The following is a 13,433-nucleotide window of genomic DNA, read 5'->3' on the forward strand; positions in this document are numbered from 1 at the left end:
AACAAGAAATTTGTTTAATTATCTTTTACCGTTGTCGTTGTTGATTGCTGCCAACAAAGTCACGCGTAATGTATTAGCTAATGGGCTACTTGTACCTGTAGGAACTAAGTAAGCAAAATCAAAACCATATTTTTGGTCTAATTTAAATCCAACACCCATTGTGAAGTATTTACGATTTCCTTTCATTTCGCTTTCGTTGAAATAACCACCGCGGATAGCAAATGTGTTGTTGAATAAGTATTCAGCACCTAATGAAGCTGTTACTTCTTTCAACTCTTCGCCAAATCCATCTGGAGCATCAAATAATGATCCGAAGATACCGCCAATTGCTGAAGTTGTTGTAGGGTCTGTACCTACTTTGTTTCCATTTGCGTCAATTGATTGAGGTGTAGGAACCATCAATTTGTTGAAATCTAATGTAAACGTCAATTTGTTTTTGTCATCGATATCTTTCACTGCAGCAACACCCGCACGTAAGTTCGTAGGGATGAAGTTTTTCTCTGCGCCACCGTAAGATACCTTACCCGAAATGTTCGAAAGAACTAAACCATAGGTGTATTTCCAGTTCTTCTCAGAGTTTGTATTCCAGTATAGCGCGATGTCAGCTGCAACTGTTTGTGCAGGCTTCATAGCTACCCCTGTTCCAGAAGTACCTTGGTAGTTTCCTAATAAATTTGAGTTGATGTATTTCAAGTTAACACCTAACGAAAGGCTGTTAGAAAGCTTTCTAGCATGCGTTAAAGACAATGCATATTCTTTCGAGTTGAAATTCCCTGCACTCGTTCCATTAGCCAAAGTAGCTTGAAAAAGCCCTTGGTCGAAATAGTTGATAGAAAAACCGAATGCTTGATCTTTGGCTGTTTTCTTGTAACCTGCGATGTTATACAAAGCCATATCGTTCACAAGATTACGTAACCAAGGCGTATATGAAATGGCAAATCCTAAATCTTTTTCTGCGCCAGCTAATTTTGCTGGATTCCAATAAATCGCATTGACATCGGATGAAATAGCAACACCTGCATCTCCCATGGCTGCTGAACGAGCATCTGGAGCTACATTTAAAAACAACATCGTTGGTGTTGGAATTCTGCCTGAATTTAATTGTCCAGAAACCAATGTTTGGCCATAAGCTACTGTCGCGAAGCAAACAGTTAATGCTGTAAATAGCGCTTTGTGGAAAATTGAGTAATTCTTTGTCATTGTATATTAATTATAAGAGAGTCTTTCTGTTCAAAAATAGCTAAAGTCAAAAATAGGCAATTTTTAGGATATTGAATGTGGGATATGCAAAAAAAATATGAAAACTTATTTTAGGGTACTTGTTTTTATGCGGAACGTTTTATTTTCATTTGTTAAGGTGTCGCTCAATTGAATTTGTATAACCATGGGCGAACTAAATTGACTATACTCATCTGCCTGCCAGTCAAATACAATCTTCCCCTTATTTTCTTCATGGTAGCTACTTAAGCCTTTCTTGGTCATTATTAATCGCCCTAACAGATCATACACTCGAATTTCATAGGGCATTAAATTCCAGGGTTTTTCCTGATCGAAAACAAAGTGGAATGTTGGCCCTAATGGGTTCGGGTAAATATAACCGCCTAAAGATGCCTCTTCGGATTGTTTTACTTGGAAACTTAACGAGGCTTCGCTGTAATTATTGTAGATGTCCCAACAAAATGCTTGAATTTTGTGTGATCCCGGTACCAACGATTTCAATTGGATATTAATATCGCCATGTTTGGGATTGCTTAAGCTCGGAGTAAATCGACTGGCAAGTTCGATACGGACGCTGTCATCCAATACGAGGCTAGCTATTTTACCTGTTTCATTTTGCCAAACTAATCCGGAGCTATCTGCTACCGAAATGACTAGCCTTGGATTAGTATTCGTAGCCCTTAAATCCTCCTCCGGAAATTCAAGTCGTATGAATGGGGCAACATTTTCTGCTGTTTGCTTATTCTTCCATGGACCCAAATGAATAGCTGCGGCTTGCTTTTCTGGAGATTCTACTGTCCATGCCTGAAGCTGATATTTTTCTCCGGCTGATAAACTCGGCATATTTTTGATGCTGATCTTCATGGCGTTACGCATGCTTGAGCCTGCTGATTTCCAAACAATGGGACTCATTTTTTCGTATTGAAAGGCTGTGTTTTTTGTTCCTAATGTCTTTTGTGCTTCACTCATGCGGTAAAGTGCCACATGCACATTACTCTCTTTATTCGGCAAGCCTGAAAGGTTAATTTCCTGCTTCGTGGTGTCAATTGTCATTTGCAAACCTTGGGTTGTCCAAGGTAGGGCGAGGGTAGGGTCACCGATTAATTGAATATTTCGATTAATGGTACCCGATTGGCTCCCGTTTTTTGCATCGCGGAATAAATCGCCTAAGCGATAGGTCGCATTTTCTTTATTCGCAATCATCGCTTGGTAAAATGCTTGGCCAAAGAGGTAGTTACTACTTTGGAATACGGGTCTTGTCGTACTAATCAATGCAATAGCTCCTCCTTGATCAGACAATAAACTCACTTCCCCGCCTGAAAGGATGTTGGGGTCATCAAATCGTCCAAATTGGCATGTTGCAGTAAGTAAAATGGGTAAATGATTACTGTTTTTAAGTTTTACAAGGTCGTTTGTTGTCAGGATTTTCTCGTCGGTCCAGCCGCTTTCCGATCCATGTCCCATGAAATGAATAAAATCCGCATTTTCCTCAAATAGTTTTATCACAGCTTGCGTTCCAGCAGGACTTGAATAGGTCCCGTTGAACGATTGCATCGGATATTGATCCAAATAAACCTTCTCTTGCCGCAAAGGTAAAAGTGCTTTTTGTAGCGTGTTTGAAAAGTCTTCTGCATCCTGCATGTGAATGTTGGAATCACCATCATCAGCTACCCAAGCAAATCGTGGCGTGCTTTCGAGTGGTTTTGATTCGAAGTCTGCTAATTTATTGATAAACATGAGGGCTTCTTGCGGACTCTTGGCTGGAATTCGACCAATTGCCACTTGTAAAGGTGCATTTTCTTTCCAGGTGCCTGCTGTTTCTGATAGAATTCCGTAATAATCGTCACTTGCATAACTCAACAGGGGATGCATAGATTCTTCACTTTGATATGTTGGTATGAAGCAAGATTTTTCCAAAGCCGTAGAAACGACATTTTGACCTTTGTAGTCGATGGATGCATCACCCAACAAAATCACATATTTTAATTGGGAACCCGGTTTTTGAAACTGATACCGGATGAAATTACGTAATGCGGTAACATCTTGTTTTCCACCGCTGAAATCATGGTAGATGGCCTGGGTCGTGATATTTTTCGAAACGATTTTTCGTTGAGCGGTTTTGTAGCTTGCTAAGGTACGCGCCGCTGTTTCAAGGATAGGACTTGATATGATGACTAATTCTGTATCTGCCGGGAGCTCAAATGAATTTTGATTAGTTAGGAATCCACAAAAGTTGGGTTCGTTGGCTTTCTCTAAATTGGCGATGGCCAAGCGACTATTGGGGCGAAACAAATAACTAAACCCTGTATTTTTTGCCAGTTTTTGCCAAGTTGAACCGCCATTATTGATCCAGATTTGTTGGCTTGATCGTACATTCGCAACATTGATATGAAGTAGAGAGTCCGACGTATTCGGTAGCAAATAGAGCGGGTTTTCAGCATTTCCATCGAAGCTTTTGGGATACATGAGGCTGATGTAATCCAGATATCCCGAGCCTCCTGTACTTTGAAAATTGATGGGCCAATTCCACGAATTGTTGTTTAATACCGGTTTAATCCAGGTGTTGAACTCTTCACTTGTTGCCTTTTGGTCGTAACGGCCTCCCGGTATGGGTAACATTGCGATGGACTTGGAAAGAATCGGGATTGAAAAGCTGCTCGGCGAAACGCTTCCGGAGTATAATTTGATTTTCAAATAGGCCTCTTGCCCCACCAAGTAGTCGGCCAGCGTGTATTGAATGATTTTAGTAGAATTGCCGTAAAATGCATCGCCTAGCCAAGTTTGGCCTGATTGAATGAGATTATAGGTTTCCGGTTCATAATGTTTTAATCCCCATGCATAGGGTAAATAAGACGCGCTTGAGCGCGTGTTTTCAATCTCTTTGATTGGATTTGTTTGGGGGGCATCGATTTGGACGAAATAAAATGTCGAATCGCTATAAAGGTTGGTTTCTTGTTCCCAAGTTGTCTTTTGTCGAAGCGTATGGGGGGAATCTCCCCAAAAAAGTACGCTCCACGTATTGTTCGTGCCGGACTGATAATAGGCAGGGATGGGCTTCAGCATTCCATTTTGGTAGGAATCAGCAGGGTTTAACATGCCTGAATGGGCTGAATAGATGCTGATTTTATTGGGCCCGCTGTTTGTAATGTTATGCTTAGCTAGCCAAGCTTGATTTATTTGGTAGAACCCCGACTGAGTTACAGCTAATTTAATCCATTTGCCTTGCGTGAGCGGGGAACTCGTTTGCGCATAGACGTGTACGGCAAACACAAAAAACACCAACAAAAGTAGGATTGAATTAAGTTGATGCTTCGCTTGTTTGTACTTGTGCATTTTTAGCGACGAGGTATAATTTGCCAGTGTTTACTTCTTGGCAAATGTAGCGGGTTCTGCGTAGTTTCCCTTTCTGCAGGAGGAGGTTTTTTAATTTGAACTTTGTTCCTTCAGGGAGCTTGAATAGCAAGATGGCTGCATCTTCCTCCGTGGGTACATCAAACTTTTTCAATGTTTCCACCAAAGGCGTGAATCCATTGGATGTGGCAACCGGATTTTTCAAATAGGCTCTTAGTACATCGATTAAATCCTCAGGTAACAATTCCGGGTCTAATAGCGGATCAAATAATTCGAGAAATGCATCTTTCCATTCCTGCCCATGTGGATTTACCTTATTCTTGAATTTAAGGTAGGTTACAAGATGAGCCACCTCATGCAAATACGTAACCAGAAATGCATAGGGATTTAAATTGTTATTGACTGTAATTTGATATCCTTTGTCGGGAGCATACCGAAAATCCCCCAATTTGGAATCTCGTTTTTTTGAGACGATAAAGTCAAATTGATGTTCGTCCCATAGATTAAAGCAGTATTCTGCCACTTTTGGAGGAAAGTGGTCCAGGAAGGATGTTATTTTTCTGCTTTTGTTCATTTAGGGGCATAAAAAAAGTCCTTCGCATGCGAAGGACTTTTTTGTGAGACTGGCTAAAATTATTTAGCAGCAGCAGTGTCAGCAGCAGCTGTATCAGCAGCAGCAGTATCAACTGGTGCAGCAGCAGCTGTATCAGCAGCAACTGAATCAGCAGCAGCCTCAGTTTTTTTCTCACCACAAGATGCTAAAGTTACCATACCAGCAACGAAAGCTAAAGCGAATACTTTTTTCATTTTTGTAATATTTTAAGGTTTGAGTTACAAAACTACGTGATATATTTTTAATTGCAAACAATCCGTTAAAAATTTTAAGAATTTTTTAAGAATTGGGGAACATTTTAGTGAAAATGCGCCCTATGGCGCTTATTGGCCATGTGAATTCTTAAGAAAATTAAGATTAATCTAATACCTATGCGTGATGATTAGCGAATTCTATTTAATTAAATCCTTGAAACGGTCATAAAAACCACTACTCTTGAAGGTAAAAGTTTTGTGTAAAACATAGTTTGAGACAAAACTGAATCCCATGCCATTCAGTGTGGTACTGATCTGAGTAACGTTCACTTTTTTAAATGAATAAGGGATTTGTATGAATAAATCGTTGTATTCCGCCTGAATGAAGTGGTAGGGAAGTATGCTAAATCCCCAAGTCACAAATCCGGAAAATGTAGCCACCATCATGAATTTGATCATTTCTCGACGTGTCTGTTGTGACTGACGCGCATTGAATGCAAATAATTTGGTCAGGATAAATCCGGCAATTAACGAAATGAAATAGGCTGGGAGTATCGTCGATTCGTACGCTAAATGAAACCAATCTTTCAGCAAGGCACCTGCCAACAATTGAATCAGTGCACCCGTTCCTGCAATCAGGAAATAGGCGATTAAATCTTTGCGATTAAAGAGTTCTGACTTTTTCTTCAATTAAAAAAGGCTTTTAACGAGGTTCGGGAACAAGCCTAATACCAATGTCCCCAAGGTTGTTAAACCTAATGCCACTTGGTAGAGTGTGCTTATTTCTATTTTTTGAATATCTCCTTGTTTGAAGTATACAGCTATGATTCCTTTGAAATAGTAATATATACCTACCGCCGACATCAATATGGCCAAGATGATTGGATAAACGATGTTGCGATTAAATGTATCTGTAAAGACAAAGAATTTCCCCCAAAACCCAGCTGTTAATGGAATCCCTGCTAATGATAATAAGGATACTGTAAAGCAGAATGCTAAAAATGGATTCTGCTTCGCTAAGCCTTCAAAGGATTGGAAATTTGCAGGCTTTTCTGTTCTACCTGTTTGATATTCAGAAACCAATTTAAATACAGCAAAAGCCGTTAAGGTTGCCAAGGTATAAGCCAACGAATAAAACAAAATGCTTGATGTGGAGCTGGCTTGTCTTGCCGCAACAGTCAACAACATATATCCGGCATGTGAAATACTTGAATATGCCAACATACGTTTGATGCTTTGTTGGTACACTGCGGTCACATTTCCAATTACCAAGGTTAACATGGAGATGAAATAAAGCGGCATCACCCACGTCGAATACAATCCACTAAATACCCCGGCAAAAATGTGATAAATAGCAGCAAAACCAGCCGTTTTCACGACAGTCGACATGAACATCGTAAAGATGGTAGGCGCGCCATCATATACATCGGGTGTCCAGAAATGGAAGGGTGCAGCAGATACTTTGAAAAGCATACCGACCAGCATTAATAAAACACCTGCATAGAGGAATGATGGCATGGATTCAGGTGCCGTGCTCGCAATAACATTTGTTAGGTTTGAAATATAGAATGTGCGCGTTGCACCATATACCAATGTCATCCCAAACAATAAAATTCCGGTAGCAAATGACCCCATCAAGAAATACTTAATTGCCGCTTCATTGGAACGTAAGTTACGCTTGTCTGAACCTGTCAATACATACATGGCAACGGAAAGAATCTCAAGACCTACGAATAACATCATTAGGTGGTCAAACGACACCATGATAATCGCTCCTACAGTAGAGAAGAGCATGATGGCATAGTATTCTGCTGGATGCGTATGCTCATCATCCTGGCCGAAGGCATTCGAAAATGCTACCACAAAAAATGCAGCTAGCTGAATGATGATACTGAAGTTGATCGACGTATTGTTGGTGCGGAACATATTGCCAAACCATAAAAACTCATGATTCCAATCTGTCAACGTGATGCCAATTCCGATTGCAAGGAAAAGCATGGTGATTTGTTGGATCATTTTACGCGATAACCAAAACCCTAAAAATAGGTTACTGATTCCAAATAATGATAAAGCAATGATAGCTGTCATAATTCTGCTTTGCTGTTGTTAAATTTCCGCTTAGTTTAATAATGCGACAAGTTTTTCTACACTTGCTGCACTAAAGGATAATACAAATTGAGGGAATAAGCCGCCCAAAATTACCAAGAGGATTAGGGGTATTAATACTAATTTTTCTCCTAACACTAAATCTTCGAAGTCCTTTGTTACTTTGGATACATTGCCAAAGATTGATTTTTGAATCAAACGTAAGGTATAAACGGCACCCAAAATAATGGTGATTCCAGAAATGATACCTAAATACATCTCTTGGTCGAATACGCTTTTTAGTAATAAAAACTCACCAATGAACCCATTTGTTAGAGGTAAGGCTACCGAACCTAAACTTAATACGATAAACGCAACCGTTAATACATAAGATGATTGGGTAATGCCACCTAATTGAGCTAATTCACGCGTTTTAGTCCGACGTTCAATAACCTCAATCACAAAGAAAAGGCCTACCAAATTGATACCGTGTGATAGCATTTGGTAAAGGGCTCCTTGAATACCGTCAACACTTTGTGTCATGATACCTGCAGCCATTAGGCCAACGTGTGCAAAGGATGAATAAGCAAGAAGGCGTTTTGCATCTTTTTGTTGGATCGCAATCACCGAACCGTAAATAATTCCAATGATTGATAAAATCGATACAGTCAATCCCCATTGTGCAATTCCCAAAGGAAACATCGGGATGACTAAACGAATCATACCATACGTACCCATTTTCAACATGATCCCACCTAATAACATACTTCCTTGTACAGGTGATGTTGTGTAGGTGTCGGGTTGCCAAGTATGAAATGGAAACACCGGCATTTTGATTGCGAATGCAATGAAGAATGCTAAAAATAAGAAGCCTTGGTGTTCTGCACTTAGGTTACGTGCAGTCAAGTAAAGCGTTTCAATGTCTGCGGAATGCGTTTCTCCGGGTGTACGTAAATACACATAGATTAAGGCAATTAGTAAAAATAGAGACCCGAACAAGGTGTAAACGAAAAATTTGAATGTAATCGCTGTTCTGTTTTCCCCTCCATATTGCGCAGCAAGGAAGTAAATCGGCAATAAAGACGCCTCAAAAAAGAAATAAAACAAGAAAGCATCTTTAGCTAAAAATGCACCCAATAAAGCGGTTTGCATCGCAAGGATCAATCCTAAATAAGATGCGTTTTCTGACTTATCCGAATTGTTTGTTGAGCCAATAATAAACGGAACTAACAAGCCTGTTAAGCCGATCAGAATTCCGTTGATGCCATCGATCCAAAGGGTAAAGCTGATGCCCGCCTCTGGAATCCATGCTTGACTAAATTGCAAGCCGGCAGATTCAGCAGGACATAACGCATAAGCAATTGCGATGGCCTCAAGGATGGAGCCTGCTAGCGCGATTGCAAATGGTTTGCTTGGTTTTGCTAGCATTAAGCCAGCACCCATTACCAATGGAAATAAAAGTATAAATAGTAATAACATACCTTTTTGTTCTATTTTAAATTACAAAATCCACGTGCGTAAACTCACAGCGAGAATAACAGCAATGGAAATGACCATGATGAAAATATAGTAACCAACATTCCCTGTTTGAATGCGGCGGAACTCCGTAGAAGCATACGTGACAATTCGACCTACGCCTTCTACAATCAAATCAATTACTAAGAATTCTACGACTTGGAAACAGAAATTACCCAAAATGGTCATTGGTTTCACGATGATCATATCATATAATTCATCGATGTAGAATTTATTGTAAATCACTTTTTGGATGCCCGTAATAGATTCGTCAGAGGCCGGTACAGATTTTTGTACACCAAATAAATAGATCGCGAAAAATGCTGGTAAAAATGCAGCTAATAAAGGAGCTCCCATTTCTAAGCTTAGGAATGAAACTTCAGCTGCTTCACCTGTTGCGGGCAAAATAGGTGCTAGCCAATGTGCCAAGAATTCATTGCCTCTTGCAAAGTGTGGTAAATTAATCAAGCCACCGATTACAGATAAAAGGGCTAAAACGATCAATGGGAAAGTCATAGACAATGGGGATTCATGTAGATGATGTGCTTGCGCCTCGGTTCCTCTGAAATCACCAAAGAAGGTTAAAATAAATACACGGAACATGTAAAAGGACGTTAGGGCTGAGCCTACGATCGCTAAACACCACATGGCAAAATCATGGTGATATAAATGTGCCAAAATTTCATCTTTCGAGAAGAATCCTGCAAATGGAGGAATACCTGCAATCGCAATGGTACCTAATAAAAAGGTGATGTAAGTAATAGGCATTTTGGATTTCAACCCACCCATCTTGCGAATATCTTGTTCATCTGACATGGCATGAATCACAGAACCTGCACCCAAGAATAAAAGCGCCTTAAAGAATGCATGTGTCATAACATGGAAGAATGATGCCGTGTAAGCGGATGCACCTAAGCCCATGAACATATACCCTAGTTGTGAGACTGTCGAATAAGCCAACACTTTCTTAATATCATTTTGGAAAAGACCAATGGCAGCACCTAATAAAGCCGTTGCCAAACCGATCCAGCCTACAAAATGCAATACCTCAGGACTTAATTCGAAAATCACATTAGCACGAATCACCATATAAATACCAGCAGTTACCATCGTTGCCGCGTGAATCAAAGCAGAAACAGGAGTCGGGCCTGCCATCGCGTCCGGTAACCAAGTAAATAAAGGGATTTGGGCTGATTTACCCATCGCACCAATAAACAAACAAAAGGCGATTAAGCCTACGTTCTCAGGTACATTACCTGAAGCAATTTCCTGGAAAATAACCTGGTAATTTGTTGTGTTAAAGTTTTGAATCAACAAAAATATACCCACTAAAAACCCTAAGTCACCAATTCTGTTCATGATGAAAGCCTTGCGGGCTGCATCTCCATAACTGTTTTTCTGATTCCAGAAACCGATCAAAAGGTAAGAGCATAGACCTACGCCTTCCCAGCCAATAAACAATACGGTGAAGTTGGCACCTAATACCAAAATCAACATAAAGAATATGAAGAGATTTAAAAAGGCAAAAAACTTGCCAAAACCTGCGTCGTGTGCCATGTAACCCATGGAATACACATGGATCAACGTTCCTACCCCTGTGATAATTAAAAGCATTAAGAGGGATAATTGGTCAACCTGGAATTCAAAAGGTATCGATAAGGTTCCCACCTTAATCCATTCTGCTAGGGTATAAATTTGTGCTTGGCCATCAAAGTTTAAAAACAATTGAAGCGATAGAGCAAAAGCCACCAAGGGTGGAATGGTGCCGATAATACCCGCGACTGTTTTGCTCAGTTTAGGGAATGCTAAACCATTAATGGCAAAGCCAAGAAACGGTAACAAGGGAATTAAATAGAATAAAGACATAGGAATTCTGATGGATTGTGGCGCTTAATTAGTTTTTGATTTTATTAAGTACGCCAATATCAATACTTTGAATATTGCGGTAAATCATCACGATGATGGCTAGACCCACAGCTACTTCTGCTGCAGCGACTGCCATGATGAAAAATACAAAAATCTGTCCAGCAGGATCAGCATAATACGATGAGAAAGCGGCCAACAATAAGTTGACGGCATTTAACATGAGTTCAACGGCCATAAACACGATAATCGCATTGCGACGTGTCAAAACCCCTAAAATTCCGATACAAAAAAGTGCAGAACTAAATAAAATGTAATGCGTGAGCGGAATCGTACGTAATACTTCTGGAATCGATTGCATAGTTATAAATTGGAATGCATTTATGCGAGGCAAAAATACGAATTAAACTGAATTTTTAAGCCCCTAGCGTTGAAAACCTTGTAATTTAATTTCGGTTAATTTACGTTTCGTGTCCATCGGAAAATCTCCCTTCATCATCCAGTCATAGTAGGATGGGTCTGATTTTAATACTTCTAAAACGGGCCGACCGATGTGCTTACCGAAGTTAAACACCGCAACTTTATCTTTGTTATAAACCATGCGGTTTGCAAAGTCAATCGAGTTGGACGCACTCAATTCATGTAATTTGTTGACATCATTCTGGATAGGGAAGTATTCTTTGCCTTCTGCATCCTTCAGCGCAGTTTCCGCATAGCGTTTTACTTGTGCGTTCAAAACCTCCAAGGTTGCTAACACGTCGGCTTCCGCACCATGAGCTCCCACCAATTCTTTGTCACAGTAAAAACGATAGGCAGCGGTTAAATTACGCGGTTCCATCATGTGGAATATACGTTGAGCATCTACCAATTTTCTGTTTTTCATGTCGAAATCAACTTCAGCACGAAAAAACTCTTCCACGAGCATGGGCACATCAAAGCGATTCGAATTAAACCCTGCCAAATCGCAACCATCCAAAAAGCCTGCCAAGGATTTTGCCACTTGCTTGAAGTTGGGCTCCTCCGCCACATCGGCATCATAAATGCCATGTACCAAAGATGCTTCCAAAGGAATCGGGATACCTGGATTAACTCGACGCGTCTTAATATCAACTGTGCCGTCTATATTGGCCTTTGCAATAGATATTTCAACGATGCGATCTTTATTCACCTGAATACCGGTGGTTTCTAAATCGAAAAAAGCTAAGGGTTTTTTTAATTGTAATTGGTGCTCCATGGCTTGTCTAAAATTAATAGGGACAAAGGTAGCTTATTATTACCTTTGTTCGATGAAATTTAGTCCAAAAGCCATTTTTTTTGATTGGGATCACACCCTTTGGGATCACGATCTCAATGCCAACGAAGTAATTCAGGAATTATTAGCAGAATTAAGCCTTTTGGATGCTATTTCACATAGCTCAGCCGTGATTTGGAAAGAGTTCCAACGAATTAATGATGCCTTGTGGGATGATTACCAACATGGTCGAATTGATCAAAAAACATTGCGTGATACGCGTTTTGTGCGTTTTTTTGAGGTATTGGGAATTCAAGGGGATGCTAATTTGTTTTCTGACTTGTATCTTGAGCGAACTCCTCGAAAAACCAACCTAATCCCTGATGCCTTTCAGGTCATCGAAACACTTTCGACCAAATACCCCCTGTATATATTAACGAATGGATTTGACGATATCCAGCATGTGAAAATATCAGGTGTGGGCATGACCCATTTTTTTGAACGTATTATTACCTCCGAAGTAGCTGGGTGTAAAAAGCCTGCCGCACAATTTTTTGAATTCGCTCTTAATATGGCGAATTGTTTGCCTTCAGAAGTCGTGATGGTAGGCGATCATCCCATCATCGATGTACAGGCTGCAGAAGCGCTTGGGATAACGGCTGTTCATTTAAATTTTCGGGCGGAAGAGGTTAACGCAAAAATTCAAATTGCTCAGTTGGCGGAATTGCTTGATTTATTCGAATAAGGACAATTGGTTGTCATTCGATTTGCGATCAAAAATCTTTTTGTCGCGAATGAATTTTTTATTCTCTTCTAGGAAGGCTTGAAATTGCTCGATTTGCGCATAAAGCGGGCTGAAATCGTATTGATTTAAATTATACGTTTCCTTGTAAACTGCTTTAAAATCGGTAATCACATAGTCTAATTGTTCAATGCCCAATTTTTGTAATCCGAGCAGATAAAGGTTTTGGTGATTTTTTGCGAACCTGCCTGGCTCATAAAAGGATGTACTTTTTAAATCAAAGGCTACTTGATCGCCCACACCGTCCACATAACCGTAGATTAACGCATTTTTATAGCGGGACTCCACATAATATTGCGTTTTATATTTTTCTGGAATCAATGCTCGGGCTTGATCAATAATTCCTTCCGCGAATAATTCCTCGTCTTCCCCTAAAATAACGGCACGCTCAAAATCCATGCCTTTTTGTTGGGCTTTGGTCGTTGGCTTTTTTACCCGATTAATCCGTTCGATCATTTCGATTTCATCTACAATGATTTTGCCAGCGGAATCGCGGGATTGCTGCAGATAAAGCGAAAAAGAATTCAGCAGGGTAGGGTATAAGCGGTATAGCATGCGTAG

General features: G+C 40.1%; 12 protein-coding genes. 1 reads left to right on the forward strand and 11 read right to left on the reverse strand.

Going from position 1 to position 13,433, the window contains the following annotated elements; translation table 11 throughout:
- Nucleotides 1-18: 18 nt before the first annotated feature.
- From porV to PQG45_RS07350, 10 genes are all read right to left on the reverse strand, one after another.
- Complete coding sequence (gene porV, locus PQG45_RS07305; protein WP_316070573.1) at nucleotides 19-1,200, reverse strand: type IX secretion system outer membrane channel protein PorV; 1,182 nt, start codon at nucleotides 1,198-1,200, stop codon at nucleotides 19-21.
- Nucleotides 1,201-1,305: 105 nt separating this feature from the next.
- Nucleotides 1,306-4,551, reverse strand: a complete 3,246-nt coding sequence (porU, locus tag PQG45_RS07310; protein ID WP_316070574.1) for a type IX secretion system sortase PorU — start codon at nucleotides 4,549-4,551, stop codon at nucleotides 1,306-1,308.
- Nucleotides 4,517-5,143, reverse strand: coding sequence for a SprT-like domain-containing protein (locus PQG45_RS07315; RefSeq protein ID WP_316070575.1), 627 nt, complete (start codon nucleotides 5,141-5,143; stop codon nucleotides 4,517-4,519). The genes porU and PQG45_RS07315 overlap by 35 nt, the downstream gene beginning before the upstream one ends.
- Nucleotides 5,144-5,202: 59 nt before the next feature.
- Nucleotides 5,203-5,376, reverse strand: coding sequence for a hypothetical protein (locus PQG45_RS07320; RefSeq protein ID WP_315574991.1), 174 nt, complete (start codon nucleotides 5,374-5,376; stop codon nucleotides 5,203-5,205).
- Between the two features lie 198 nt (nucleotides 5,377-5,574).
- Complete coding sequence (locus PQG45_RS07325) at nucleotides 5,575-6,066, reverse strand: GtrA family protein (RefSeq protein ID WP_316070576.1); 492 nt, start codon at nucleotides 6,064-6,066, stop codon at nucleotides 5,575-5,577.
- Nucleotides 6,067-7,464, reverse strand: coding sequence for an NADH-quinone oxidoreductase subunit N (locus PQG45_RS07330; RefSeq protein ID WP_315574996.1), 1,398 nt, complete (start codon nucleotides 7,462-7,464; stop codon nucleotides 6,067-6,069). It abuts the gene before it with no gap.
- Nucleotides 7,465-7,494: 30 nt separating this feature from the next.
- On the reverse strand, nucleotides 7,495-8,940 hold the full coding sequence (locus PQG45_RS07335) for a complex I subunit 4 family protein (RefSeq protein ID WP_315574997.1): 1,446 nt from the start codon (nucleotides 8,938-8,940) through the stop codon (nucleotides 7,495-7,497).
- 21 nt (nucleotides 8,941-8,961) lie between these two features.
- Nucleotides 8,962-10,842 (reverse strand): NADH-quinone oxidoreductase subunit L, encoded by a 1,881-nt coding sequence (gene nuoL, locus PQG45_RS07340; protein WP_316070577.1) that lies wholly within the window; start codon nucleotides 10,840-10,842, stop codon nucleotides 8,962-8,964.
- 28 nt (nucleotides 10,843-10,870) lie between these two features.
- Nucleotides 10,871-11,200 carry an NADH-quinone oxidoreductase subunit NuoK gene (nuoK, locus tag PQG45_RS07345; RefSeq protein WP_315574999.1) on the reverse strand — a complete coding sequence of 110 codons (330 nt, stop codon included), beginning with the start codon at nucleotides 11,198-11,200 and terminating at the stop codon, nucleotides 10,871-10,873.
- A gap of 63 nt (nucleotides 11,201-11,263) precedes the next feature.
- A complete protein-coding gene (locus tag PQG45_RS07350) occupies nucleotides 11,264-12,073 on the reverse strand; it encodes a 3'-5' exonuclease (protein WP_316070578.1) in 810 nt (269 codons plus the stop codon).
- Between the two features lie 52 nt (nucleotides 12,074-12,125).
- Here PQG45_RS07350 and PQG45_RS07355 point away from each other — a divergent pair, with 52 nt between their 5' ends.
- Nucleotides 12,126-12,815, forward strand: coding sequence for a YjjG family noncanonical pyrimidine nucleotidase (locus tag PQG45_RS07355; RefSeq protein ID WP_316070579.1), 690 nt, complete (start codon nucleotides 12,126-12,128; stop codon nucleotides 12,813-12,815).
- Here PQG45_RS07355 and PQG45_RS07360 read toward each other — a convergent pair.
- Entirely contained in the window at nucleotides 12,804-13,427 is a 624-nt protein-coding gene (locus tag PQG45_RS07360; RefSeq protein ID WP_316070580.1) for a hypothetical protein, read from the reverse strand. The two genes, PQG45_RS07355 and PQG45_RS07360, sit on opposite strands and share 12 nt — an antisense overlap.
- Nucleotides 13,428-13,433 lie beyond the last annotated feature (6 nt).

The sequence above is a fragment of the Aquirufa regiilacus genome (genome assembly GCF_032470275.1).
GTDB lineage: Bacteria > Bacteroidota > Bacteroidia > Cytophagales > Spirosomataceae > Aquirufa > Aquirufa regiilacus.

What these genes read in the sequence shown, in the direction of transcription:
- PQG45_RS07335 (WP_315574997.1), bottom strand. Translation starts at nt 8,940, where the DNA reads ATGTTATTACTATTTATACTTTTATTTCCATTGGTAATGGGTGCTGGC.
- PQG45_RS07315 (WP_316070575.1), bottom strand. Translation starts at nt 5,143, where the DNA reads ATGAACAAAAGCAGAAAAATAACATCCTTCCTGGACCACTTTCCTCCA.
- porV (WP_316070573.1), bottom strand. Translation starts at nt 1,200, where the DNA reads ATGACAAAGAATTACTCAATTTTCCACAAAGCGCTATTTACAGCATTA.
- nuoL (WP_316070577.1), bottom strand. Translation starts at nt 10,842, where the DNA reads ATGTCTTTATTCTATTTAATTCCCTTGTTACCGTTTCTTGGCTTTGCC.
- PQG45_RS07350 (WP_316070578.1), bottom strand. Translation starts at nt 12,073, where the DNA reads ATGGAGCACCAATTACAATTAAAAAAACCCTTAGCTTTTTTCGATTTA.
- PQG45_RS07360 (WP_316070580.1), bottom strand. Translation starts at nt 13,427, where the DNA reads ATGCTATACCGCTTATACCCTACCCTGCTGAATTCTTTTTCGCTTTAT.
- porU (WP_316070574.1), bottom strand. Translation starts at nt 4,551, where the DNA reads ATGCACAAGTACAAACAAGCGAAGCATCAACTTAATTCAATCCTACTT.
- PQG45_RS07355 (WP_316070579.1), top strand. Translation starts at nt 12,126, where the DNA reads ATGAAATTTAGTCCAAAAGCCATTTTTTTTGATTGGGATCACACCCTT.
- nuoK (WP_315574999.1), bottom strand. Translation starts at nt 11,200, where the DNA reads ATGCAATCGATTCCAGAAGTATTACGTACGATTCCGCTCACGCATTAC.
- PQG45_RS07330 (WP_315574996.1), bottom strand. Translation starts at nt 7,464, where the DNA reads ATGACAGCTATCATTGCTTTATCATTATTTGGAATCAGTAACCTATTT.
- PQG45_RS07320 (WP_315574991.1), bottom strand. Translation starts at nt 5,376, where the DNA reads ATGAAAAAAGTATTCGCTTTAGCTTTCGTTGCTGGTATGGTAACTTTA.